This window comes from Agrobacterium sp. CMT1 (assembly GCF_037203725.1).
GTDB classification, from domain to species: domain Bacteria; phylum Pseudomonadota; class Alphaproteobacteria; order Rhizobiales; family Rhizobiaceae; genus Agrobacterium; species Agrobacterium pusense.
This window is the reverse complement of record NZ_JBBCAR010000007.1, coordinates 975,768-999,895: the sequence shown is the minus strand read 5'-3', so window position 1 is coordinate 999,895 and position 24,128 is coordinate 975,768. Positions and strand designations below refer to the sequence as shown.

The 24,128-nt window shown below is 59.0% G+C and carries 20 protein-coding genes and 1 pseudogene; 4 read left to right on the top strand and 17 right to left on the bottom strand.

Annotation, left to right across the window (positions count from 1 at the left end):
* The 5 genes from WA845_RS13180 to WA845_RS13160 all read right to left on the bottom strand — a co-directional run bounded on the left by WA845_RS13180 (position 1) and on the right by WA845_RS13160 (position 6,152).
* Positions 1-1,899: a S9 family peptidase gene (locus WA845_RS13180; RefSeq protein ID WP_112554367.1), complete on the bottom strand. Its 1,899-nt coding sequence runs from the start codon at positions 1,897-1,899 to the stop codon at positions 1-3.
* Between the two features lie 889 nt (positions 1,900-2,788).
* Positions 2,789-3,901, bottom strand: a complete 1,113-nt coding sequence (locus WA845_RS13175) for a Gfo/Idh/MocA family oxidoreductase (protein ID WP_112554290.1) — start codon at positions 3,899-3,901, stop codon at positions 2,789-2,791.
* 98 nt (positions 3,902-3,999) lie between these two features.
* Positions 4,000-4,722: an alpha/beta fold hydrolase gene (locus WA845_RS13170; RefSeq protein ID WP_112554288.1), complete on the bottom strand. Its 723-nt coding sequence runs from the start codon at positions 4,720-4,722 to the stop codon at positions 4,000-4,002.
* A gap of 114 nt (positions 4,723-4,836) precedes the next feature.
* Positions 4,837-5,169 (bottom strand): antibiotic biosynthesis monooxygenase family protein, encoded by a 333-nt coding sequence (locus WA845_RS13165; RefSeq protein WP_112554286.1) that lies wholly within the window; start codon positions 5,167-5,169, stop codon positions 4,837-4,839.
* Positions 5,166-6,152 (bottom strand): zinc-dependent alcohol dehydrogenase family protein, encoded by a 987-nt coding sequence (locus WA845_RS13160; protein WP_269842506.1) that lies wholly within the window; start codon positions 6,150-6,152, stop codon positions 5,166-5,168. Before WA845_RS13160 ends, WA845_RS13165 begins: the two co-directional genes overlap by 4 nt.
* A gap of 196 nt (positions 6,153-6,348) precedes the next feature.
* Between WA845_RS13160 and WA845_RS13155 the strand changes: the two genes are divergently transcribed.
* Positions 6,349-7,275 (top strand): LysR family transcriptional regulator, encoded by a 927-nt coding sequence (locus WA845_RS13155; protein WP_107327358.1) that lies wholly within the window; start codon positions 6,349-6,351, stop codon positions 7,273-7,275.
* Positions 7,276-7,542: 267 nt separating this feature from the next.
* Here WA845_RS13155 and WA845_RS13150 read toward each other — a convergent pair whose 3' ends face one another.
* Both WA845_RS13150 and WA845_RS13145 read right to left on the bottom strand, forming a co-directional pair.
* Entirely contained in the window at positions 7,543-8,307 is a 765-nt protein-coding gene (locus WA845_RS13150; protein WP_112554282.1) for an SDR family oxidoreductase, read from the bottom strand.
* A gap of 166 nt (positions 8,308-8,473) precedes the next feature.
* Entirely contained in the window at positions 8,474-9,403 is a 930-nt protein-coding gene (locus tag WA845_RS13145; protein ID WP_112554280.1) for a LysR substrate-binding domain-containing protein, read from the bottom strand.
* A 182-nt stretch (positions 9,404-9,585) separates the two neighbouring features.
* Between WA845_RS13145 and WA845_RS13140 the strand changes: the two are divergent.
* From WA845_RS13140 to WA845_RS13130, 3 genes and pseudogenes are all read left to right on the top strand, one after another.
* Positions 9,586-10,191, top strand: a pseudogene (locus WA845_RS13140) (NADPH-dependent F420 reductase); the annotation flags it as partial.
* Between the two features lie 65 nt (positions 10,192-10,256).
* Entirely contained in the window at positions 10,257-11,210 is a 954-nt protein-coding gene (locus tag WA845_RS13135; protein WP_162719162.1) for a zinc-binding dehydrogenase, read from the top strand.
* Between the two features lie 97 nt (positions 11,211-11,307).
* Complete coding sequence (locus WA845_RS13130; RefSeq protein WP_112554278.1) at positions 11,308-12,045, top strand: glucose 1-dehydrogenase; 738 nt, start codon at positions 11,308-11,310, stop codon at positions 12,043-12,045.
* 255 nt (positions 12,046-12,300) lie between these two features.
* On the opposite strand, the gene WA845_RS13125 is transcribed toward WA845_RS13130, so the two are convergent.
* The 10 genes from WA845_RS13125 to WA845_RS13080 all read right to left on the bottom strand — a co-directional run bounded on the left by WA845_RS13125 (position 12,301) and on the right by WA845_RS13080 (position 24,116).
* Complete coding sequence (locus tag WA845_RS13125; protein ID WP_112554276.1) at positions 12,301-14,250, bottom strand: MacB family efflux pump subunit; 1,950 nt, start codon at positions 14,248-14,250, stop codon at positions 12,301-12,303.
* Positions 14,251-14,258: 8 nt separating this feature from the next.
* Positions 14,259-15,452 (bottom strand): efflux RND transporter periplasmic adaptor subunit, encoded by a 1,194-nt coding sequence (locus WA845_RS13120; protein ID WP_112554275.1) that lies wholly within the window; start codon positions 15,450-15,452, stop codon positions 14,259-14,261.
* Between the two features lie 247 nt (positions 15,453-15,699).
* Positions 15,700-17,049, bottom strand: a complete 1,350-nt coding sequence (locus WA845_RS13115; RefSeq protein ID WP_112554273.1) for an ATP-binding protein — start codon at positions 17,047-17,049, stop codon at positions 15,700-15,702.
* A gap of 1 nt (position 17,050) precedes the next feature.
* Positions 17,051-17,725 (bottom strand): response regulator, encoded by a 675-nt coding sequence (locus WA845_RS13110; protein WP_044459318.1) that lies wholly within the window; start codon positions 17,723-17,725, stop codon positions 17,051-17,053.
* Positions 17,726-17,931: 206 nt separating this feature from the next.
* Positions 17,932-18,216, bottom strand: a complete 285-nt coding sequence (locus WA845_RS13105) for a YMGG-like glycine zipper-containing protein (RefSeq protein WP_112416896.1) — start codon at positions 18,214-18,216, stop codon at positions 17,932-17,934.
* A 350-nt stretch (positions 18,217-18,566) separates the two neighbouring features.
* Positions 18,567-19,418 carry a 2-hydroxy-3-oxopropionate reductase gene (locus WA845_RS13100; RefSeq protein WP_112416870.1) on the bottom strand — a complete coding sequence of 284 codons (852 nt, stop codon included), beginning with the start codon at positions 19,416-19,418 and terminating at the stop codon, positions 18,567-18,569.
* Between the two features lie 3 nt (positions 19,419-19,421).
* Positions 19,422-20,207 carry a 2-oxo-tetronate isomerase gene (gene otnI, locus WA845_RS13095; protein WP_064263905.1) on the bottom strand — a complete coding sequence of 262 codons (786 nt, stop codon included), beginning with the start codon at positions 20,205-20,207 and terminating at the stop codon, positions 19,422-19,424.
* A gap of 11 nt (positions 20,208-20,218) precedes the next feature.
* Positions 20,219-21,931 carry a dipeptide ABC transporter ATP-binding protein gene (locus tag WA845_RS13090; RefSeq protein ID WP_112554271.1) on the bottom strand — a complete coding sequence of 571 codons (1,713 nt, stop codon included), beginning with the start codon at positions 21,929-21,931 and terminating at the stop codon, positions 20,219-20,221.
* A gap of 11 nt (positions 21,932-21,942) precedes the next feature.
* Positions 21,943-23,118, bottom strand: a complete 1,176-nt coding sequence (locus WA845_RS13085; protein ID WP_112554269.1) for an ABC transporter permease subunit — start codon at positions 23,116-23,118, stop codon at positions 21,943-21,945.
* An 11-nt stretch (positions 23,119-23,129) separates the two neighbouring features.
* Entirely contained in the window at positions 23,130-24,116 is a 987-nt protein-coding gene (locus WA845_RS13080; protein ID WP_112554267.1) for an ABC transporter permease subunit, read from the bottom strand.
* Between the last annotated feature and the right edge of the window lie 12 nt (positions 24,117-24,128).

Here is a 24,128-nt window from a genome sequence, read left to right as displayed (position 1 = left end):
TTACTCGCCCCTCAAATGCCGTGCAAGAAAGCGCTCGATCCTCCGATAAAGCTCAATATTGCTATCCTCGTTGATGAACCAGTGTCCTTCGCGCTCATTGAGAAGATAGTCGACCTCCACACCATTCGCACGCACCCTTTCCACCACCAGATCCGCCTGTGCCTTTGCAACGCGCACGTCGTTCGCGCCGTGAACCACCAAAAGCGGTTTGGAAATGCAATCAAGCCGGCTGACCGGCGAGCGTGCAAGCATGTCCCGGTTCTGCGTCTCAATATCAGGATCGCCCATGTAAGAAAGGTAGGTGTTGATCAGCGCAGGTCGTACGAACGGGACGGCCCCATCCACCAGCATCCGGAGATCGGACATGCCGGAGTAGGAAATGGTTGCGGCGAAGCGCTCCGGCGTGAAGCTGGCGCCCACCAGCGCGGCGTAACCGCCATAGGAGCACCCGTAGATCGCTACCCGTGCCGGGTCGGCAATACCCTGCCCGATTAGCCAGTCGAGCCCGTCGATCAGGTCGTCATGCATGCGCCCGGAGAACTCCCCTATAGCTGCTTGCATGAACGCCTTGCCATAGCCGGTCGAGCCGCGAAAATTCACCTGCAGCACGGCATAGCCGCGGTTGGCGAGGAACTGCACTTCCGGATCATAGATGCAGGCGTCGCGATACCAGGGCCCGCCATGGACCAGAAGTACGGTCGGCAGCGCACGCGGCTCATCCTTGGCAGCGAACCAGACGGGCAGCGTGACATGGCACGGCAACGTCAATCCGTCGCGCGACAGCACATCGACGGGTCGCACGCTCGCCAGCCGCTCGGCGTTGAGCGCTGAGAATCGCTCGCCAAGCACATACGCTTCACCGCTCTCATGTTCGTAAAACCATGTCGTGCCGGGATGCCGGTCATTCCAAAATTCCGCCACCCATTGTCGCCCATCGGCATCGCAGGAAATGTACCCTATTTCCCCCTCTGACAGCCGCTGTAGGCTGTCTAGCACGGCGGCAAAATGCGCGTTCAGAGGCCGTATCAGCTGTCTTTTGCCAAGATAACGCAGTCCCAGCAGCTCGCCTGTCACAGGATTGGTTATCAGGCACGAGGGAAAGCGCGGATCGGCCTCTGGCCGCGGCGTATCGAGGCTGAAATCGGGCTGGCTGTCGACGACCCTGTGCGTGCCCGTCGCAAGGTCAATGGCAGCAAGATAGGTGTGGTCGCTGCCCGCGTTGCAGCCAACCAAGATGCTCTTTCCATCCGCCGCCACCATCAGCGGCATCGGGCCGATTGGCTGGTCGCGTCCGCTCAGCTTCGCCAACGTGGTGAAAGCACCGTTCTCGTACCGAGCCAGTTCGTGGTCACCCCCGTCGTTGATGATGAAGGCATGCAGTGCGTTCGGCGTGATGATCCAGCGTACGAACCGACCGGGACTAATGGCAGCGACCCTGGTTTCAGCGCTTTCGATATCGACCTCGTACAGGTCGATCAAACCCGGACTTCTGAGGTTCATCTGCACGAAAGCCTTGCCTGGAAACGCGGCGGACAAGTCCAGTCCCATTACCCGCACACCGGAATAGGGCGTCAAGTTGACAGTCCTAGCCTTCCCGCCCACCGTCTCTGCCCCGTCCACCTCCACACGATGAAGGTGCCAGTTCTCGTCGCCCTGGGTGTCTTGGACGAAGAGGATGTAGCGAGCATCACGCGTCCAACTGAAGCCGTCGATATTGCGCATGTCATCGCTAGTCAGTCGCCGCCCCGCGCCTTGTCCGACTGGCCGCACCCAGATATTCAACCGCCCATGCCAGGGCGCCAGATAGGCCACCAGCCGGCCATCGGGCGAAATCTGAGCCCGCGAAAATTCTGGCATTCCAAAAAGCGTTTCAATCGGGATGAGATCAGGTGCAGTCATGTCGAACCTCGCATCGCCGACGGCGCCATCGCGGGCCGCCAGACCCAAACAATATCGACACACTGCCTGAACTATGACGTCGCGTCGGGGTCAACCGTGAAAGCCAGCTTGGTGCGGAATCACGTAATTTCTGCGTAACTGTGAGATTCCATATGGGTCTGGCGGGATCGCGCTTCGCTCTCGCAATTGACTGACTTGCCTAAAAAAAAAGGTACACCAAATGAGCAAAGCCTCCCAAGATCACATCGTCATTCGACGCCTGTCTGCCGGAACAATGTTCGCAGGCCTCCTTATCCTGACCGGTTGCCAGACACCGGAACAGGAACGCTACGCCGATCTCGACACCTGCTCTGGAATGGGCGCACGATACGGATCATCGTCACATACCGCATGCATGCTCCAGCAACAGCAGCGTCGCGACGACGCGCAACTGCGGGCCCTTGAGTCGGCAAGGCTAAGCCAAATCATGGCAGAAGATGCACGCCGGCAGCATGAGCGCATGAGAAGAGAGCGACGACGGGACTAGTTCCGAGTTCGGTGTGAGGCTCGAGCGGAGACGTTTGCGCCCAGCCTCTCACCAATGATGCGCCCCTTTACGCAAACCGGATCTCGTCAAAGCCACTATATCGGAAAACGGTGGCTCAACTGGTTCTGATCTTCGTATTCGATAAAGGTCCGCGACGTGTTGAAGCCGCTTTCCAACACCGGACACACGCTGGGACCCGACCACACCACTGTACCGAAGTCGGACTTCGTTTGCATTGCCGGGCGCCCACCCGCCGACCTGGAGCGTGATACGAAAGCACGCCGGTGCTTACGCGGTTGCTCGGCTTTTGGGTTGCACGCGCAAAGATGAGCCACAGCACATGCTGGAACCCTTCCTGGGTTTTTAGGGGTTGAGATGCTGGCGATGACCCGTCAGATTGGCCTGTGTGATCGCCTCAAGCACCCGGTGACGATCGAGCGCGACCGCGAAGTCTGGCGCATCTGCGGTTCCGTCGCGAAGGTCGGCGGCGAGCTGGGCATAGAGCCGCGCGACACCCGCCGCAGGCGCTTCGAGTTGCAGGTCGGGAGCCGCATATCGTGTTGGAATCTGTAGCTGCTGGGCAGGCTCGCTGCCGCGGCGCAAAGTGATGGTCATATCACCGAAGTGGATGTAGCCCGATGCCGTCTCCACGCGCAGACTGCCTTCCGTGCCCTGGATCTCCCACACCAAGCAGGCGGACTGTCCGGCGCTGTAGTGTAGAGAAGTGACGATCCCACCTTCGAGAGCGCCGGCGACGATGATCTCGTCCGGCGCATCCTTCGGGAGGGACGAGCCATCCGAAAGGCGGACGCCGTCGCCGCGCTGATTGGCAACGATGGCGGACAGGCTCTTGAATCCGCCGAGCACGTGGGCCAATGGTTGGAGCGCGTGGCCGAGCATGATGCTTTGAAGCGTCGCGCCATTTGCTGCGCGAGCCATGTACTCGAATGGCGGGTCGTATCGGCCGACCCACATGTCATCGTTCAGATGCGCTCGGATGCTCGTGCTGAGCGGCATGCCGATCACGCCCTGACGGACGAGGTCATGAAGGTAGCGGATCGGCGGGTGCAGGCCGCCCTGCAGGCCAATAACCGTACGCAGCCGCCGTTTGCGGGCAAGCCCCTCTATCGCTCCGGCTTCCGATAGATTTCGCGCGAGCGGCCATTCGCAATAGACCATCTTGCCCGCGGCGAGCGCGTCGGAAACGATCTGCTGGTGATCCGAAACCTTGACCGCAACTACCACCAGGTCGACCTCGGGCCGAACGACCAGTGCCTGATGTGTGTCAAAGGCGAGATCGGCGCCCAGTCGGCTAGCGGTCGCGTTCGCACTCTCCATACGCGTCGTGCTGACGGCGCGAATCTGGAATGCATCGAGCGCCCGCAGTGCCGGGACGTGCGCAACTCCGCCCCAGCCTCGATCGGCACTGGCGCCGACGATGCCGACGCCGATCCGGGTGTTTGGTGAATTGGTCATGTAGGCGTGCTCCTGTCTGGTGCAGCCCGGGCAATGCTAGCCTTGCTGCGTCACATGGTTTCGTTTCCCGACAAATGATTGGGCGCAAGCGTGAGGAGTTAAGCGTGTCTCCAATGGGCCTCGAGTTCGCGCGCGACATCGGCCGGACGCTCTATCATCGGCCAATGCGAGGCGCGCAGCTTAACGACGGCGCGTGCGTGCGCGGCGTTGCCGAGCTCGTCGGCGAAGCGGTGCGGCAGAAACGGATCGTCCATGCCCCAGATCACGAGTGCTGGCGCCGTTATCCTGCGTAGATCCGGCTTCCACTCCTCCCCGACCTCGATTGCGGAACGGTAAAGTGCGAGAATGCTTGCCCGCATGGTGGTATCGAGATGCCGAACCGATTCATCCGCCGCATCTTTCGGCATCTGCGCCTCGACGAGTTTCGCCGCAAATTCCTCGAGGTCGAGATCCTTCATCCATTGCTCGCCTTCACCTGGCGTCTGCCAGATCTTGGCGAGATAGTGCCACGGATATTCCGGATCGATCGGCCCACTGATGCCGGTCCAAGTCCGCACCAGATCCGGCCGGATCGACGTCAGACGGCCTGTCAGCAGGCAGCCCCAGTCATGACCGACCAGATCTACGGGTTCGCCGAACTCATCGATCCGGTTGGTAAGCCAGTCGAGATATTCTTCCTTTGTTGACCTGAAATCCGACGGCAACGGATGACCGAAGCCGGGAAGATCGATCGTGACGATGTCACTGCGTTCAAGATGAGAGCGAACGGTGTCCCAGATCCGGTGGGTGTCGGGTACGCCGTGGACGAGAACTGCAGGCATGTCGCGATCTCCTTGCTGGTTGTTGCCAGGAGAATAGGGACATGGTGGCATCGCGGAAGTCGGCGTCAGAGAAACCCGGCGTTGCTATTGGCGCAACCCTTGCCGTTGTGCGCTCTAAGCCGCGCCGCTTTTCCCAGGAAGATAGTCACGCGAGCCGCTGTTGTCGTCCTCGAGATGATAGACCGTCGGTTCCCCCGAGAAGTATTCCTGTATGGCTCCCATGAACTGCTCATGGTCTTCGCTCGCGTCGAAACCCGGAGTATGATCGTCAAGCGACCGCCATCGCACGATCAGATTGAATACCTCCGGCGTTTCGATCCCCTGGGCGAGGACATGACCGCGGTAACCCCGCGCACGTGTGAGCAAAGGAACAACACCTCCGAACGCTTGCCTGAACTCGCTGATCTTGTCCTTTTGGACAGGCAGCACAGCGATCTCGTAAATCATGATTGCACCTTTGTGTCGGCTTGCGGATCAATGGCAATCGCGATCTTGCCGCGCAAACCGTTGTTTGGTTTCTCGAGCAGCGCATGGGCAAGCGGAAGGTCGGCGAGCGAATAGACGGCGCCAACATGCGGCCTCAGCTGACCGCGTTCCACCAGAGTGCTCAGCTCGTTGAGCTTGCCTTGGTTCTGCCTCGTGAAGACGAAGTGGTAGCTCGCGTTCCTGCCCCATGCCTCAATGAGATTTTGAGGCTGTGCGATGTCCACGATCGAGACGACGCGGCCGAGTTGTGCAAGCGCCTTCGGGCTGTGGGACAATGTTTCGCCGCCGAGGGTGTCAAACACGACGTCTACTCCGCGGCCTTCGGTCTCCCGCATGATGGCGGCGACATAATCCTCTTTCCTGTAATCAATGACGACGTCCGCTCCCACATTTCGCGCAAACTCGAAGTTTTCTTCGCGAACGGTCGTAAAGACCTTTGCTCCGATGGCTTTCGCAACCTGGATAGCGACGTGCCCAACCCCTCCAGCGCCGCCATGGATCAATATGCTTTCACCCACCCTCAGGGCAGCACGCGAGACAAGCGCTTCCCAGGCGGTTCCGCCAACCAGGCTAAGGCTCGCAGCCTCAAGATGGGTCAGCGAGCTGGGTTTGCGCCCGATGATGTTTTCGTTCACAACGTGGTATTCGGCATAACTGCCTGGCCCGTCGAAGATCTGCGGCGTGTACCAGACCTCGTCCCCTGCAGCGAACATTGTTACGCCCGGACCGGTCGCTTCGATAACGCCCGATACGTCATGACCGGTAATTGCAGGCAACGGCACCAGGTCGCGATAGTCGCCTCGCCGAACCTGGTAGTCGAGGGGATTGATCGATGTGGCATGGACCCGCACCAAAACCTGCCCCGCCTTAGGAACTGGCTTTGGAATTTCGACGAGCTCAAAGGCTTCTGGACCGCCGAAGGATTTGAGTGACATCGCTTTCATTTCAGGCTCCTCTTCTATCGAAGGTAATGATTCTTGTCGCCGGCGTCGGCATGGGACGGAAAACCTGCTCCGCCGTCGCAGCATTGCGGCCTCGAAGCGTCGACGCCGTTTCGATGTTCTATGTGATTTATCGCGATTGCTTTCGGTAGTGGCCCAGATTAAGGATCACCTTCAAGAAAATTTTGAAAGTCGGCGAATGGACGTGGACGAATTAAATCTCTTCGTGCGGATTGCTCAACTTCGCAGCATCAGTGCCGCAGCTCGCGACTTGGGTCTGACGCCCGCTGGCGCTAGCGCCAAACTGTTGGTTCTCGAGCGAAAACTTAATGCAAGGCTCGTCCATCGCACTACACGGCAAGCAACTTTGACTGAAGACGGTCTGGCGTTCCTGCCGCATGCGGAACATATTGTCGTCGCTGCGGAGGCCGCCCGAGCGGCACTTGGGCGAGAGCAAGCAGCGCCTCGCGGCACATTGCGAATAGCGGCCCCTGCCTCGTTCGCGCGAATGCATATTGTGCCGGGCCTGGCTGAATTTTGCAGGCAATATCCCGGTTTGGCACTTGATTTGCGCATTTCGGACAGCATCGTTGATCTGGTCGAAGGTGCTTTCGATGTGGCGGTTCGTTATACCGAGCTCAGCGACTCATCCTTTGTCGCGCGGCGGCTTGCTCCCGACAATCGGGTGCTGGTCGCGTCACCCGAATATCTCGAAAAACGCGGCCGGCCGAGCACGCCCGACGACCTCGCGGAACATACCTGCCTCGTCGTCGGCACGCTCGATCTCTGGACATTTCGGGGGAACGGTTCGATGGTGATCGAACGACGTGTTACTCCGGGTCTCCGCATCAATGACGGCACTGCAGTGCGCGATGCCGCTTCTGCCGGGCTGGGCATCGCGCTGATGGCCACGTGGTGCGCGTCGGAAGAGCTACAGTCCGGCGCGCTGGTTCCGGTCCTTCCGGAGTACCCGCTGGTCTCAACCCAGACGCTTTGGGCCTTGTATCCAAGCTCTCGCGAACTGGCACCGAAAGTGAGAGTGTTCATCGACTGGCTTGTAAATCGCTTCGGCAATCAACCCTACTGGGATAAAGGACTGGAAAACATCCTCGATCACCGTCGATGATGCGTGTTTATTGTCCGGCTCCGATACGCGCGAACACGGGTTCATATGAAACGGTTCGGTTTTGCGCTTGAACGGCGGCTGGGCGCGCATTCCAGATCGAGATCGCAACGGTGAAACCACCAAAGGCGACCCTTGTTTTTGATCGTGCCAAGCCGCTGCGGCGTCTTGCAACCGCGTCGTTCAAGCCGGCCTTGAGCCGTTGATTATTGGTGAGGCGTCGAATTCGCTGCGCTTGGCGCAGCAATTTTGCATTTCGCCCCGGCATTTTCAGGACGTGAAGCCACCATCGGCCCGGATGTCGGCACCTGTTACAAACGAGGCTTCCGGACTTGCAAGAAATGCGACCACGTCCGCAATTTCCTTGGGCTTTCCATAGCGGCCCACCGCGATACGCGAGATCTGCATAGCGGCAAACTCGCCATCAACAGGGTTCATGTCAGTGTCGGTTGGGCCTGGATGCACCGTGTTGACTGTGATGCCGCGTGGCCCGAGGTCATGAGCCAAACTCCGGTTGAAACCGGCGACGGCCCCTTTTGTGAGGCCGTATGCTGACAGCCCGGGCACCCCGGCATATTTCGTGATCGAACTGCCGATCTGTATGATCCGGCCGCCATCCTTCATATGGCGCACGGCCTCCTGCGTGGCAACGAAAACGCCGGTTACGTTGACAGCGAGCATTGCCTGATAGTCATCGAAGGCGATGTCGTCGATGGGACCGGCAAGGGCAATACCGGCATTGTTCACCAAAATGTCGAGGCCGCCGAACTTATCGACCGTCGCGGCAACGGCGGCGCGTATCGCGTCCGGATCAGCGGCATCAGCGGCAATAGCCAGCGCGCGCGCGCCCGTTTTTTCTATGGCGACAGCAACTTCCTCAGCCTTCGCAGGTGATCCACGATAGGTGAAGGCAACCTGAGCGCCATCCGCTGCGAGACGCTGTGCGATCGATGCGCCGATAGATCGCGATCCACCGGTGACAAGTGCGATCTTCCCGTTCAGTGGAAGATATCGAGACGAGGCTAATTCAGTCATTTTTTCACTCCTTTTGCGTGTCCGTGGAGTGATATATTTGCCCATCCCTGTCCTAGAATATTAGCATCATATCGGTTGTATCATCTTCAAGCATGTGTTGAATATGGGATATTCGACGCAGTCAAACGACCACGGCTTCAAAGGAAGCTAACAAGGCGTTTGGACATCAGCCTAGACTGCCTGCAAGCCGGGCACTGAGGCGCTCACGACGGAAATACTCAGTATAGAAGTCGATGAAAGCGCGTGTTTTTAGCGGTTGGAGCGCGCGGCCGGAGTAGTAGAGCGAGATAGATCCGGCATCGGCATACCACTTCGGAAGGACACGTTCGAGCGCGCCACTTTCCATATGTGGCAGCACGTCGGGTACAGCCAACAATGCAATGCCCAGCCCCGCGATCGCCGCCTGCACCATGGGAGCGGCGTCGCTCATCACAATCGTCTCGTTGAGGAGCGCGCGCTCTTCGCGTCCTTGAGCGTCCCGCATCATCCATTGCCTGATCCGGCCCGAATTCGAGGACCGCATCAAGATTCCGGCATGATCGGCCAGATCGGCGGGGCTGGCCGGCCGGCGACGTGCAGCAAAATAGCTGGGCGATGCCACCGCGATAACGTGCACGGGTGCGAGCGTCGTGGAAACGATGCCAGGATTGAGTTCGAAACCACCGCCGATCGCGGCGTCGAAACCCTCAGCGATAAGATCGACCTTACGGCTGTCGAAATGCCAGTCAGGTCGGACGCCCGGATAACGGGCCAGAAAGTCGGGCAATGCGGGGAGAACGTATCCCATCGCGAATGACAAACTCATGCTGAGCTTCAAAACACCGACGGGCTCGCCTTTCGTTTGTGATGCCCCGTCGATTGCCCCCTGAAGGTGGTTCAGGCTGTCGCCGATGCTTGTCAGAAACGACTCCCCCGCCTCGGTCAGGGTCAACTTCCGCGTTGAGCGATGAAAGAGCCGTATACCGAGGTTGCGTTCCAGCATTGCAACATTCCGGCTGACTGCCGCCGGCGTGATCGAGAGACGCCGTGCAGCCTCAGAAAAGCTGCTCGCTTCTGCGCTTCGAACGAACGCTTCGAGGTTTGCCAGTGTCTCCATTAAACGTAACCTTCAAGCATTGATTGAAACTAAAACAATCCATCTATGACTTATGCTGGGTGTATTTGCCAGCCATATTCCAATCAACAGCAAAAGCGAATTTCTGCAACGCCACCGGCATCAGGCCCAGGATGTAGCGGGAAAACCGACCGTCGCAGACAGAATTCTCACGAACCGTAAAGGAGTGGGTGATGACCATTGGAATTATCGGAGCCGGAAATATCGGGAGCGCATTTGCCACTGCGCTCGGCAGGGCAGGAATCGAAGCCGTGATCGCAAACAGCCGAGGACCGGAAAGCCTCACGGCGCTTGTTTCAAAACTTGGAAGCACGATCCGGGCTGGAAGCGCCCAAGAGGCCGCGGCGCAAGCCATCGTTCTCGTGGCAGTCCCCTGGTCAAAGATACCTGGCGCGCTCGCCGGTTTGAACTTTGACGACAGGATCGTAATCGACGCCAACAACTCCATCGAAGCGCCGCTTTACAGGCCTGCGGACCTTGGCGGCCGCACCTCTACGGATATTTTCACCGCCCTTGTGCCAGGCGCGCTCGTCGTCAAGGCGTTCAACCATCTGACGCCAACCCAACTGACGGGCGACCCCCACTCGGAAGGAGGCAGGCGCGTCCTGTTTTACTCGGGCGACGATATGAGGGCGAAGGCTGAGGTCTCTGCCATCATTGATCGCATCGGCTTTTTCGGGATCGATCTCGGCGGGCTTGCAGTCGGCAGCCAGCTGCTTCAGTTCCCAGGTGGTCCCCTGCCCGCTCTCAATCTCGTCAAGTTCGATTGAATCGCTACGCTCGTTCCTTCTGCAATCGGAACGCCGCGCGCCATCTGGAATACGGAGACAAGATCATGACAGAATTCATTCAAATACAGTCGGCCGGCGGACCGTCGGTCTTGCAAGTCATCGAGAAAGAACTGCGCGCGCCTCGTGCCGGCGAGGTCAGACTCATTCAAGATGCGATCGGCCTCAACTTCGTTGATACGATGGTACGAAAAGGTCAGTATCCGATGGCGTTGCCAGCGGTCCCCGGTTTTGAAGCGGCCGGGACGATCACCGAGGTCGGATCCGGCGTTGAGGGGCTGTCGGTCGGCGATCGGGTCGCTTACTTCTTTTTGGAAGGCGCGTATGCCACCGAGAGGATCATTCCGGCACGGCCGCTCATTCGCCTGCCCGCCGATATCTCGAACGAGAACGCGGCGACCTTTTTGGCAAAGGGCGCGACGGCATGGATGGGGATGCGTGGTCTCCACAATCTCAAATCCACCGACACAGTGCTGGTACTTGGGGCATCGGGGAGCGTGGGTGCTATCCTGTCTCGCTGGGCGAAGTCGCTGGGTGCTACAGTGATTGGCGTCGCAGGATCGCCGGATAAGCTCGACAAGGTCGCGGCCGGTGCTACTCATGCCTTCCACGCTGGCGAGCCAGATATCGCCGCCAAGATCCGTGCGATCGCACCTGACGGTGTCGACGTCGTTTATGATTTTGTCGGCCGGGCGACCTTTGCTCTGGGCGCGTCGAGTGTACGTGACGGTGGCGTGATTGCCGCGATTGGAGCCGCGACGGGTCAGCCAGCGCCGGCCCCAGATCTTGTGCGTCGGGGGGTAGCTGTCCGCAGTGGTGGGACCCCTCAATATGTCCGGGGACGAGCAGTTGAGACCGCAACTTCCGAGCTATGGGATGCGCTGCGCTCAGGCATTTTCGATGATCTCGAAACCATCCGCTATCCGTTTGACGAGATAGCCCGCGCGCATGACGACATGGACAACCGGCGCTTGAGCGGTCTGCCGGTCCTGATCGCGTAATCCCAAAAATAATTGTGCGGTGGCAGGCCGCACGGACGCCCGCCGCAAGGCGGCCGGGCGAGACATTTCCTCTGTCGATAACGAAAGGAATAAATCGATGAGTGAACTAGCAGGTAAACGTGCGCTTGTGACTGGTGCGTCCCGCGGCATTGGAGCCGCGATCGCAATCGCACTGGCCGAAAAAGGTGCTGATGTAGCGATCACATACGAACGCGCCACTGATCGGGCAGCGCAAGTTGTGGCAACGATCGAAGGCAAAGGGCGCAAGGCGTTGGCTATCCAGGCTGACAGCATGGACCCAGAGGCGGTTAAGCGGTCGGTCGATCAAGCGGCGCAAGCCTTGGGCGGCCTCGACATCTTGGTGAACAATGCGGCTATCGCGATCTACAAGGATGTGGCGGATTTCACCGTTGCCGAGATCGATGCTCTTTTCGCTGTCAACGCTCGCTCCCCGATCCTGGCATCGCAAGCCGCGATGCCTTATCTTGGCAAAGGTGGCCGGATCGTCACAATCGGCTCCGCAGGCGCGGAACGCATTGTCGGACCATCGACGGTTTATTCAATGACCAAATCGGCACTTCAATCGTTTACCCGCGGTCTGGCGCGAGAACTTGGTCCACGTGACATCACTGTCAACCTCATTCAGCCGGGATCAACCAACACGGACATGAACCCGGCCGAGGGCGAGTTCGGAGATTTTCAGCGCGCCCTGATACCGCTCGGCCGGTACGGCGAGCCGGAAGATGTCGCGGCTGCCGTAGCGTTCCTCGCATCTGGCGCGGCCCGACAAATCACCGGAACCATCCTGACCGTTGATGGCGGCACGTTGACCTGAACACACTCCCGCGGGTCCACGATTTAAACATGAAGAGAGTGGGAGCTAACTGGATACTCCCACCTAGTAGCTCTCCTTTCTCATTTCACTTTGCAGCAGCATAGCGTGGTCGAACGGAGTGCAGATCGCATGTCTTCAAGCGCGGATTGGCACTTCGCGCTGAGGATCGAGTCAGAGCGGCGGACCCAATTGGAATTCCAAACGGCAATGGCCACTGCTATTCGTCACGGCGCCATCACGCATGCTTTCCAGCCATCATTCGCGTGCCAAGGCTTCTATTGGGTCCAGCTTTGCCGCGTTGCGGGCGGGAAGGAAGCCGAAGACAATTCCGATCAGGGTGGAGCAGGCGAAGGCCACAAGGATGGAGCCAGAAGAGAAGATCATTTTGAAGTCGGGGCTCAGCAAATTAAAAAGAGCGCTGATCCCAAGGGCGAGCATCACTCCCATGAAGCCGCCGACAAGGCAGACCATGACGGCCTCGATCAGAAACTGGGAGAGGATATCGCTGCGGCGCGCGCCAACGGCCACGCGAACGCCGATCTCCTTGGTGCGTTCGGTCACGGACACCAGCATGATATTCATCACGCCGATGCCGCCGACAATCAGCGAGATCACGGCGACTGACGAAATCAGCAATGTCAGGGTTTGCGTGGTGGTCTCGATAGTCTCGCGAATGGTCGCTGAGTTGGTAAGGAAGAAGTCTTTCGTGCCATGCCGACGCTCGATAAGGCGCGAAACTGCGGCCTCGACATTGCCCGGGTCGACATCGTCTCTGATACGGACCGTTATGCCGTCGACGTTCGGCCGACCCAGCATGCGACCCATAACGGTTGTGTAAGGCGCATAAACGGTCAACGTATCAACCGCCGGGCCGAAGGAGTTTTCCCGTTTCGTCACGCCTATGACCCTCGCCGGCATTGTGCCCAGAAGGATGACTTGCCCCACCGGGTTTACCCCGTCTGGAAACAGGTCTCGCGCGGCGTTTGCATCGATCACCACATTCTGGCTGTAGGCGATAACATCCTGGGCGTCGAACAGTTGTCCATGCGACACCTCAAGACCCCGTACACGAAAGAAGTCCGCGCCAACTCCGGTGACTGACGCATTGACGGCCACGGCGGCGCGCTTGACAGTTACGCTTGTCGTGACGGTTGGTGTCACGCTGTCGACGTAGGGCTGGTTCATCAGCGCTTCTGCATCGGCGGGAACCAGGGTCCGTATCCTGCCCGCTTCCAGGTCGCCGAAGCCTTTACCGGCCCGCACCTCGATCGTGTTGGTGCCAAGCGAACTGATACTACTCAGGATTTGTTGCTGCGAACCGGCTCCCAGAGCCGAGATTGCCGCTACCGAGGCGATACCGATGATGATACCGAGCATGGTCAGAAGCGAGCGCATTTTGTGCGCCCATATTGCCGCGCCCGCCATACGAAAGGCCTCAGTCATCCGGTCAATTGCGCCGCGCCAGCCAGCGCCCGGCGCGTGCTCGCGGATGGGACGGGCCATCGCCGCGGATTTGGGTATATTGCGCTCGTCGGAAATGATGACGCCGTCGCTGATCTCTACAACCCGATCCGCATGTTCGGCGATCTTCTTGTCGTGAGTGACGAGAATGATGGTGTGCCCCTCGGCGTGAAGCTCGCGCAGGATCTTCATGACTTCGGCGCCACTGTTCGTATCCAGCGCTCCGGTCGGTTCGTCGGCCAGAATTATCTCGCCGCCATTCATCAGCGCGCGGGCGATCGACACCCGCTGCTGCTGGCCGCCCGAAAGCTTGCCCGGAATATTGCCCGTCCGCTCGGCGAGCCCCAGCCGGGTCAACAAGGAGATCGCTCGCTTGTGCCGGTCGGATCGGCTGCGTCCGGCATAGATGGCCGGCACCTCGACGTTGCTGGCCGCGCTGAGATCGCCAAGCAGATGATAGCGCTGGAAGATGAAACCAAAACGCTCACGGCGTAGCGCGGCCAGTTCGTCCACCGACATCTTCGAGGTCTCGCGCCCTTCGATCCAGTAGCTGCCGTCCGTCGGACGATCGAGGCAGCCAAGGATGTTCATCAGCGTCGACTTGCCGGAGCCAGAAGCACCGATGATGGCCATCATCTCGCCGGCCTCGATGTCGAGGTCAACGTCTTTCAGCACCCGCACCATCTCGTCGCCTGCGGGGAAAGCGCGGGATACCCCACGTACGCGGATCAGTGGTTCCGTCATAGCGCGCCCTACCGCTTCGCTGCGGCCAGTTGCGCCTGGCCATCCGTGCGTTCGTCCGTGGATGCTCCCAGGACAATGGTCTCGCCTGCCTGAAGACCGCCAAGAATCTGGATGTCCGCACCGTTATCGATGCCGACCTGGACCTGCCGGATCTGGACCTCGCCCATCGCGTCCAGTATCCGCACGCGCGCCGTATCACCTGCCCGGGGTGCCCCTTCCACTGCGCTGAGCGGAACCAGCACGGCGCCGCTGACGCGGCTCAAGACGATGGACACCTGCGCCGTCATGGACGGCCGCAGGACCCCGTCCGCATTCGCCACATCGATCAGCCCGGTGTAATAGACCGCGCCATTGGTTGAGTTAATCCGGCTAGCAGCGGCGTTGCTCTCGTTGGCGATGGAAGCCGGGGCCGGTTCCACCTGTCGCAACTCCCCATCGAACCGGCGCTTCGGATCGCCAAGAATGCTGAACCAGACCGGCAGGCCTCGTCGCACACGCACGACGTCAGCCTCGGAAATGTCCGCGCGGACCGTCATTGTGTCCAATCGCGCGATCATGACGATGGTGGGCGCAGTCTGCAGGGCATTCACGGTTTGACCCTCGTCAGTGACGATCGCGACCACAGTGCCCGCGATTGGAGCAGTGATACGCGTATAGTCCAGCTCTATACCCGCAGACTCCAGCGCGACCTGCGCTTGGGCGACCTGAGCGTCCAGCGATTGAACCTCAGCCCGCGCGCTGTCTCGCGTCGCAACCGCGGCGTCATACTGGGCGCGCGGCGTGGAACCACCTGCCAGCAGGTCACGCTCACGCTCGAAATCCTTCTCGGCTTTCACCAGACCGGCGCGGCGCGCGGCGTGAACGGCGCGGATGTTGGCCAAAGCGGCCTCGCGGTCCCGCAAGGTGTTGCGCCGGGTCTGGGAATCGATCTCGGCAACCAATTGGCCCGCCTCGACGATGTCACCGATCTTGACAGCAAGATGCTCAATGCGTCCCGACGCCTGGGCGCCGACACGCACCAGCTCGAGCGGTTCGAGAACCCCGGTCGCCAGCACCACCTCTTCAATGTCACCCGTTCGCGCCTGCGCCGTTACCAGTTCAGGCTTCGCCGGCGAACGCAGAAACAGAAGCCAGACGCCCAGCAAACCGACAAGGGTTACCGCCGACAGGATGAGACGCTTGCGGGTGATGTTTCGTGTCATTTAGTCGTGGCCCGTGCTATGAAATTTGCGGGCTTTCTCTGTCACGAGAGTTACCTGAAAATTACGGGGAGCCGTCGTCGCGGCTGCTCCGTTTGGCATGCGCCGTAAAATCAACCGATCGGCAAAGCATGTTTGCAGTGTGGGTGGCGAGCCAGAGATTGCCCGCCACATATCAGGCGATCGCGGCCGTGCCCAGCCAACGCCGACGGATACGGATGCCCTGACCCCTTAGCGCAGGCACCGGCCGCTACCGACGCTGGAAAATGCGCTTCTCGCGCCAGCGCACGGCAAATGTGCTGCCCTTGCCTGGAGCGGACGAAAGCTCAACGTAACCGCCGTGACGGGTCACGATCTCATTGACCATGCTGAGACCGAGGCCCGCGCCTGAGCCGTGAGGGCTGACCCGGTAAAACGGTTCGAATATGCGCGATTGCTTATCGCTGGAAATTCCGCAACCCTGATCGGCGACCATCACGCTACCGTCAGCCTCAATGCTCACTGATATCTGTCCTCTGCCGCCTCCGTACTGGACTGCATTACGGACCAGATTGACGAATGCACGCTCCAAAGCTTCGGCATCACCCGGAACGAACAGATCTTCCGCATCGCTGTCGAACGAAATCTCGTAGCCTTCAGAGATCGCCAGGGGAGCAAGATCGGCAACCACCTTCGACACAACGCTGTTGAGATCGACAGGTGCGTTCTGCTGGGGCTTCTGTCGGTACTTCTCGGTGTCGAGAAGCTGGTTCGCGATCGCTGTCAGTCGCTTGATGGCCGTCTGCAGGTGGGTCTTGTCAGAACTTGGTGAAAGCGTATCAATCCTCACCTGCAGGACAGCGATCGGCGTTCGAAGTTCATGCGCCGCGTTGACGAAGAAGCGCTCCGTCGCCTCGAAGCCGCTATCGAGACGACGCAGCGCCCTGTTGATGTCGCGCACCAGGCGAAGCACTTCATTGGGCAGACCCCGCTCTTCCACCAGGGCGCCACGTGTGTCGAGATCGATCCTGTCGAGACGCGTGGTCAGGTCGCTGAAGGATCGCAAAGCCCAGCGTGTGACAAACGGAGCGCCAATGAGCGAAATGGCGACGAGGATCAGCGCCGGAATACCGATGGCAAGGTTCCCCAGCAGCACGGTCACACCATATTGAGACATCGGGACACCGCCAGCAAAGATCGTCGCCTCACCGGCCTGGGTGTCGAAACGCTCCATGCGGCCCACACTCAACGGATCATCTAGATCGCCATGAAGTTCGACACTTCTGAACGTCCGCAAGAATGGCATGTTATCGGCAATTTTCCCGGGAGGCACGCCATGTGCCAGAACGATATCTTTGCCCAGGTCTGCCACGAACCAAAGGTTAGGCGAGTCTTCCATAATCTCTTTAAGTTCAGCCGTTGGCATCAGACTTGCTCGGCCATTCGGCTCGAGACGGACTGAATCTGCGATTTCCTGAGACAGCCAGATGGACGTAATTGCCACATCGGGCTTGAGGCCGGAAAGGAGATAGAAAACCAAGCTGAGCGAGGCGATGACCGCACAGAGCTGCAGGACAATAAAACCGAAAGTGAAACGCCAGCGAAGGGAGGTGCTGGTCATCCTATTGCTGCTCATGAAGATAATAGCCTATGCCTCGAATGTTTTTGATAACGATGTTGGCCTCCGCTTCGCCAAGCTTTCTGCGCAGCCGCGACATGTTGGATTCCAGTGAGTTCGACTGGATCTCATCATCAAAGGAATAGACCTGCCCCTCAAGGGACGAGCGCAACACGGTCCGACCACGGTTTCTCAGAAGCGTCTCGATGATCAGCAGTTCCCTGCGGGTGAGCGCAAGGCGGACGCCATTGACATGTACATCGCATGACACACGATTGTAGGTAACGTTTCCGGCAGCCAGGAGGGACGATCCCGTTGTCGGAGCCCTCCTCAGCACAGCGCTCATTCTCGCGACCAGTTCAGCGATTTCGAAGGGCTTTGGTAAATAATCATCAGCGCCGTCATTCAGCCCGGATATACGCTCGTCGGTGGACCTCAGAGCGGAGATGATGATCGATCGCGTGTTTGAACCTGCGCCACGCAAATCCGCAAGAAAGGTACTGCCATCACCATCAGGCAGTTGCCGGTCGATAAGGACGATATCGTAGTCCGCCATGGCGATTGCTTCCCGCGCCGTTGCCAGATCGCCAACGGCATCAAGAACAATGCCATGCTGCGAGAGGGCCACCCTCAAGGCATCCGTCATTTCTGGATCGTCTTCGATAAGTAGAAGTTTCATAGTCGCCTACTCATTCAAGTCGCACTGTCGTTTCCGATAATCCTTACAGCAAAACGACCGCCCGTGATCGAGATAAGCTCAACGTTCGTGACGTCCTGACCGTCAGATTTCCCGATGTCATAGAAGTGGTGTGGCTGCGGAGGGTGAAGAGCCGGAGTTTTTCGATATCACTCTCGCCTTTGACGTGCGGCAGCCGGCTGCAATCTCTAGCGGCAGCGACCGTAATAATCCCGGTATCTGCAGCTATAGTCGCGGTGATCCCGTCGTTCCCAACGGTCCCGGCGGTTCCTGTCGTTCCGTTCGCTGATGTTGCCTATCACAGCGCCACCTGCGCCGCCTGCGGCGGCTCCCACTGCGGCGCCTTCCCAAGTACCGCTTGCCAACCCACCGATGATAGCACCGCTCGCCGCACCGATGCCGGCGCCCTTCTCCGTCTGGCTGCAGGCGGTCAGTGCCACGCAAACAAGTACGCCCGAAATGATCTTTTTCATGCCTGTCCTTTCGTTCATCGCCACGGCGGCCGTCCATCGACCGCTAAGGCAGAGACGTATGGCCGCCGAAAATTACGGGGAAGTTACGCAAGACCGGCGCCAACGACACCTGTCGAAAGAGCAAATTCCTGTAGGACGCGCGTCTTGGCGATCACCCATTCTCAAGTGACCGCCGCCCATTCATAGGCCCCGGACTATCCGTGTTCTTCACTGCGTTTCAGGACGGAGAGCCGAAATGACCACAGGCAGTCCCTCGCCAACGTTCTTGCGGCCTGACCTAGGGGCTAATCTACTGATTTTGCGCGCTTTACCCTGGATTGCCGACCGTCAATCAGGAGGTCTCGTTTGAACTACAAGGCTTTGATCAACGCCGAATGGTCTTTGTCGCCCAGACCTCTTTCCAGCGCGCCATTCATCAACTGATGAACAATCGCAGTGTTGGGCAGCATAAGCTCGAGCAGACGCGCCGACTCAAGCGCGAGCGATATGTCCTTGTGATGCAAACGTATGCGAAAGCCGGGCTCGAATGTTTCGTTGATCATCCTTTCGCCGTGAACCTCCAGCACGCGGGACGCGGCAAAGCCACCCATCAAGGCCTTGCGCACGATCGAGGGGTCCGCTCCGGCTTTTTTCGAAAAGCGAAGGGCTTCCGAAACGGCCTGAATATTCAGGGCGACAACAATCTGATTGGCGACCTTAGCAACCTGACCGTTTCCAACGTCACCGATCAGGGTGATGTTCTTGCCCATCTTTTCAAACAGGGGTCTTGCGCGCTCGAAAATATCCGGTTTTCCGCCGACCATGATGGTCAGCGACGCCGCTTTGGCGCCAACTTCACCGCCCGACACCGGCGCGTCGAGATAATCGCATCCCAGCGCCTCAATACGGGCGGCAAAATCCTTCGTCGCAATCGGTGAAATCGAACTCATGTCGATGACGAGCTTTCCCGCATCGAGGCCGTGCGCGACGCCATCGTCACCGAACAAAACCGCTTCCACATCGGGCGTGTCCGGCAGCATCAAAATCACGATCTCGGCGCTGCGCGCCACTTCTGCACCTGAACCGCATGCCCTCGCACCACTTTTCAGGAGGGAGTTCGACACGGGTTTGACCCTGTGAAGATAAAGCTCATGTCCGGCATCGATCAGATGCTGCGCCATCGGGCGGCCCATGACCCCCAGTCCGATAAATCCTATTTTCATGGCTCAATCCTCCCGTTGATATGCTTTCAACCAGTCAAGACCTGCGCTGGTGGTCGACGCCGGTCGATATTCGCAGCCGACCCATCCGTCGTAGCCAAGTTCATCCAGACGCCTAAAGATGAAATCGTGGTTGATCTCGCCCGTCCCCGGCTCATGACGTCCGGGATTATCAGCGATCTGAACGTGGCCGATTTTGTCCTGCAGGCGCTCGAAGGTCGCGACGAGATCGCCCTGCATGATTTGCATGTGGTAGAAATCATATTGGATCAGCAGGTTGGAATGCCCGACACGGTCCATGATCCGCTCGGCCTGATCGGTGTTGGTGAGGAAATATCCGGGTATGTCGCGAGTGTTGATGGGCTCGAAGACAAGGGCAATTCCGGAATCCGCCAGACGTTGCGCAGCGTGACCGAGATTGCCGACAAGCGTGTCTTCCAGAACTTGCGGATCGACACCGGGCGGTTGAATACCGGCCAGACAATTGATCTTTCGGCATCCCAGAACTTTTGCATAGCGGATCGCCGTTTCAACGGACGTCTCAAATTCGGAGACCCTGTCCGGCAGGCTGGCGATGCCGCGCTCCCCTGCGGCCCAGTTGCCGGGCGGCAGGTTGAACAGAGCCTGTGTGAGATTGCACCTCCTGAGCTCCGCTGCAATCGTCTCTGCCGCCTCCTCGTAGGGGCTGACATATTCGACTGCCGCAAAACCATCGGCAGCGGCAGCGGCGAACCGTTCCATGAACGGATGTTCGGTATAAAGCATGGACAGATTGGCAGCGAATTTCGGCATCGGCAATGACCTCAAACTTGGTCTGCGCGCAGGCGGTGCAGCATGCGCTTGTTGCGGGGGTCGGGGTTGGGAACAGAAGAGATCAGTCGCTTGGTATAGGGGTGCGAGGGCGTTCTGCAGATTGTTTCCGCATCTCCGATCTCGACAATCTTGCCTTTGTGCATGACGGCAACGCGATCGCAGAAATAGCGCACGACCGAGATATCGTGCGAAATGAAGATAAAGCTGAGATTGAGCTGCTTTTGAATATCGAGCAACAGGTCGAGGATCTGGCTTCGTATCGAGACGTCGAGAGCCGAAGTCGCCTCATCGGCGACGATGACCTTCGGGTTGACGGCGATCGCCCTTGCAATCCCGATCCGCTGGCGTTGGCCACCGGAAAAGGCATGTGGGTATCTTTCCATCGCCAAGGGATCGAGCCCGACCTTCTGCAAAAGTTCGCCAACGCGGGTCTCCACCGCTTTGCCGGACATGCCACCGGCGATGACCAGAGGATCTCCGATGATCTGCTTCACCGTCATACGGGGGTTGAGCGACGCAAATGGGTCCTGAAAGATAAGACGCACATCCTGGTGATAGCGGCGCAAATCCACTTTGTTTAGCGTGGTGACGTCCATCGGAGCCGCATCCGGGCATCCGCGATACGCAATTCTGCCGGAACTCGGCTCAACGATCCGCAGTATCATTCGTCCTAGTGTGGTTTTGCCTGATCCGCTTTCGCCGACAATGCCGAGATTTTCTCCGGCAAATAGGTCAAGACTAGCATCGTCCACCGCCACCAGCCCGCGCCCACCGCCATACGAAAACAGTCCGGACGGCGCGCCGTAGACTTTGGAAAGATTGCGCACTGACAGGATCGGAGCGACGTTGGCCGTCAGCGACGCCGGCAGCGTGCGCGTGGCTGCGCCGCTCTCGAGCTTGACCGTCGCTTCCAGAAGTTGCCGTGTGTAGGGATGCTGACTGGCGTGGAAAATCTCGTCCACCGGCCCTTTTTCGACGATCTTGCCAAAGCGCATGACGGCGACCTCGTCCGCTACTTCGGCAACGATGCCCATGTCGTGGGTGATGAGGAGCATCGCCATGCCGCGCTCCACCTGCAGCCGCTTGATGAGATCGAGGATTTCGGCCTGCGTCGTCACATCCAGCGCCGTCGTCGGCTCATCGGCGATCAGAACTTCCGGGTCGCAGGCCAGCGCCATGGCAATCATCGCTCGCTGGCGCATTCCGCCGGAAAACTCGAAGGTGTATCTGTCGGCCATCACTTCCGGCTGCGGTATCTCCACCTGGCGCAGCAGTTCGATACATCGCTCCCGAGCCTGTCTCTTCGACACGCGGCGATGCAAACGCACGGCTTCGATGATCTGTGAGCCGATGGTGTGGACCGGCGACAGCGAACTCATTGGTTCCTGAAAAATCAGGCCGATCCGTCCACCGCGAATGGCCAGAACCTCGCGACTGCTTGCGGCAAATTTCGCGATATCGACTGGTCCCTTGGGTCCATCGAGAACGATCTGGCCGCCTGTCATCTGTCCGGGCTTGTCGATGATCCGCATCAGGGCGCGGGCGGTCACTGATTTGCCTGAACCGCTTTCCCCTACCAGCGCAAGCGTCTTTCCGCGTTCAAGGTTGAAACTGACATTGCGAACGGCATGGAGCACATGGGTTCTGAGATGGAAATCGATGGACAGGTCTTTGACCGCCAGCAAGGTTTCGTGCTTCGTCATCTCACTTCCTTTCAGCTATCGTAAGGGTCGGCTGCATCGCGCAGGCCATCGCCAAAGAAATTGAAAGACAGAACCGCCAGGACCACCGCAAGGCTCGGCCAGATCAGCAACCATGGCGCCGTGGCAACTGTCCGCACGTTCTGGGCATCCTGCAACAGCACGCCCCAGCTGACGACCGGTGGTTTCAGACCGACCCCGAGAAACGACAGCGAGGTTTCAGCGACGATCATGGTCGGAATGGCAAGTGTCACCACCGCCAGAATGTGGCTGGTAAGTGATGGAAGGATGTGGCGGAATATGATCCGCCTTTCCCCTGCACCGTCCAGCCGGGCAGCCGTCACGAAGTCATCGCCGCGCAGCGCGAAGAATCGTCCCCGCACCTCGCGTGCCAAACCCGTCCAGCTCAGAAGGGAAACAATCAGGGTTACGACAAAATAAACCGAAAGCGGTGACCAGCTTAGGGGAATGGCAGCGGCCAGCCCCAACCAGAGCGGAATGGTCGGCATGGCGCTCACAATCTCGATGATACGCTGGATGAGGGTATCGACCCAGCCGCCGTAGTAACCAGAAACCGCACCCATCACGACGCCGAGCGTCAGCGAAATGGCAACGCCGACAAGGCCGATGGACATGGAGACGCGGGTTCCATAGATGAGGCGGCTCATGAGGTCTCGTCCGAGCCGGTCCGAACCCAACAGATACATCGGATCGCGGGCGTCAAGCGGCCCAACCAGATGTGTTTCCATCGGGATGATGCCCCACAGCTTGTAAGGCGCCCCTTTGACGAAGAATCCGATAGGAATGATTTTCGTGTCGTCAACTACGAAGCTGCGGCGGAGAGCTTTCGGCTCGATCTCGATCTTGTAGCCCTTCACGTGTGGCAGAAAGCGGGAACCGCCATCGGCAGCCGGCGCAACTAAAGCGATGCTTTGCGGCGGCGCAAAGGTGTATTGCGGGCGCGACGTGTTCGGCAGGCCCGGTGCCAGGAACTCGGCAAAGGCACCGATGAAATAGAGCAAAAGAATGATGCCCGCAGCAAATGCTGCGACCTTGTGGCGGAAGAAGCGCTGGCGAATGAGCGTCCATTGCCCTGCCGCCTCGAGGCTAACTGCCTTGCGCCCGGACTTCAGAGGGCTGATGGCGGGGCCGGTTTCCAGCGCGATGGTGGGGTTCTGGTTGATCGACATGGCCACCCCTCTCAATTGAACCGGATGCGGGGGTCGAGCACCGCCAGCAATATGTCTGAAATCAGCATGCCCACCAGTGTCAGCACGCCCATTAAGAGAATGAAACTTCCGGCCAGATACATGTCCTGACCGACCAGCGCTCGCAGCAGAAGCGGTCCCGCCGTTGGAAGGTTCAGCACGATGGCGGTGATGGTGACGCCGGAAACAAGATCCGGCAGCACCCAGCCGATCGAGCTGACGAACGGGTTGAGCGCAATGCGGACGGGATACTTAACAATGACCTTGCGCTCCGGCAAACCCTTGGCACGCGCCGTGATGACATAAGGCTTGCTCAATTCATCCGACAGATTTGCCCGCAGAATTCTGATCATGGCGGCAGTGCCTGACATGGCGATGACGATCACAGGTATCCACATATGGCTGAGCATGTCGTTGAATTTTGCGATGCTCCACGGCGCATCGACGAAAGCGGGAGAAAATATGCCGCCAACGCTTTGTCCCAAAAACCGGTAGCTCGCATACATCAAGGTCAGCGCCATGATGAAATTCGGAACGGCCAGCCCGATAAAGCCAAGAAGCGTAAAGGCGTGGTCGCCGAAGGAATGGCGTCTGACCGCGGAATAGATCCCAATCGGGAGGGATATTGCCCAAACCAGTAAAAGACTCGCCAGCGAGATCAACAGCGTCGATCCCATCCGGTCCCAGATCAGGGTCGAGACCGGCTGGTTCCACTCGAAGGAGTATCCGAAATCGCCCCGGGTCAATATTCCGCTGATCCACACGAAATACTGGACATAGACAGGTTGATCGAGACCGTATTGCGCGCGCAGGCGCGCAATCGTCGCCTCGTCCAGATTTTGCCCGCCATCGGCCATGGTGGAGAGAAGCGAGGTCAGATAATCGCCTGGTGGCAATTGAATGATCATGAATGCGATCAAGGACATGCCGAACAGGGTCGGTATCATGTAAAGAACGCGCTTTACCACATATGTCAGCATGGGTTCCTCCCG

Coding starts and splice junctions, on each gene's coding strand:
- WA845_RS13155 (WP_107327358.1), top strand. CDS start 6,349: ATGGACGTGGACGAATTAAATCTCTTCGTGCGGATTGCTCAACTTCGC.
- WA845_RS13145 (WP_112554280.1), bottom strand. CDS start 9,403: ATGGAGACACTGGCAAACCTCGAAGCGTTCGTTCGAAGCGCAGAAGCG.
- WA845_RS13180 (WP_112554367.1), bottom strand. CDS start 1,899: ATGACTGCACCTGATCTCATCCCGATTGAAACGCTTTTTGGAATGCCA.
- WA845_RS13085 (WP_112554269.1), bottom strand. CDS start 23,118: ATGTCGATCAACCAGAACCCCACCATCGCGCTGGAAACCGGCCCCGCC.
- WA845_RS13115 (WP_112554273.1), bottom strand. CDS start 17,049: ATGACCAGCACCTCCCTTCGCTGGCGTTTCACTTTCGGTTTTATTGTC.
- WA845_RS13165 (WP_112554286.1), bottom strand. CDS start 5,169: ATGATTTACGAGATCGCTGTGCTGCCTGTCCAAAAGGACAAGATCAGC.
- WA845_RS13175 (WP_112554290.1), bottom strand. CDS start 3,901: ATGACCAATTCACCAAACACCCGGATCGGCGTCGGCATCGTCGGCGCC.
- WA845_RS13160 (WP_269842506.1), bottom strand. CDS start 6,152: ATGAAAGCGATGTCACTCAAATCCTTCGGCGGTCCAGAAGCCTTTGAG.
- WA845_RS13150 (WP_112554282.1), bottom strand. CDS start 8,307: ATGACTGAATTAGCCTCGTCTCGATATCTTCCACTGAACGGGAAGATC.
- WA845_RS13135 (WP_162719162.1), top strand. CDS start 10,257: ATGACAGAATTCATTCAAATACAGTCGGCCGGCGGACCGTCGGTCTTG.
- WA845_RS13090 (WP_112554271.1), bottom strand. CDS start 21,931: ATGACGAAGCACGAAACCTTGCTGGCGGTCAAAGACCTGTCCATCGAT.
- WA845_RS13120 (WP_112554275.1), bottom strand. CDS start 15,452: ATGACACGAAACATCACCCGCAAGCGTCTCATCCTGTCGGCGGTAACC.
- WA845_RS13080 (WP_112554267.1), bottom strand. CDS start 24,116: ATGCTGACATATGTGGTAAAGCGCGTTCTTTACATGATACCGACCCTG.
- WA845_RS13105 (WP_112416896.1), bottom strand. CDS start 18,216: ATGAAAAAGATCATTTCGGGCGTACTTGTTTGCGTGGCACTGACCGCC.
- WA845_RS13130 (WP_112554278.1), top strand. CDS start 11,308: ATGAGTGAACTAGCAGGTAAACGTGCGCTTGTGACTGGTGCGTCCCGC.
- WA845_RS13170 (WP_112554288.1), bottom strand. CDS start 4,722: ATGCCTGCAGTTCTCGTCCACGGCGTACCCGACACCCACCGGATCTGG.
- WA845_RS13100 (WP_112416870.1), bottom strand. CDS start 19,418: ATGAAAATAGGATTTATCGGACTGGGGGTCATGGGCCGCCCGATGGCG.
- WA845_RS13110 (WP_044459318.1), bottom strand. CDS start 17,725: ATGAAACTTCTACTTATCGAAGACGATCCAGAAATGACGGATGCCTTG.
- otnI (WP_064263905.1), bottom strand. CDS start 20,207: ATGCCGAAATTCGCTGCCAATCTGTCCATGCTTTATACCGAACATCCG.
- WA845_RS13125 (WP_112554276.1), bottom strand. CDS start 14,250: ATGACGGAACCACTGATCCGCGTACGTGGGGTATCCCGCGCTTTCCCC.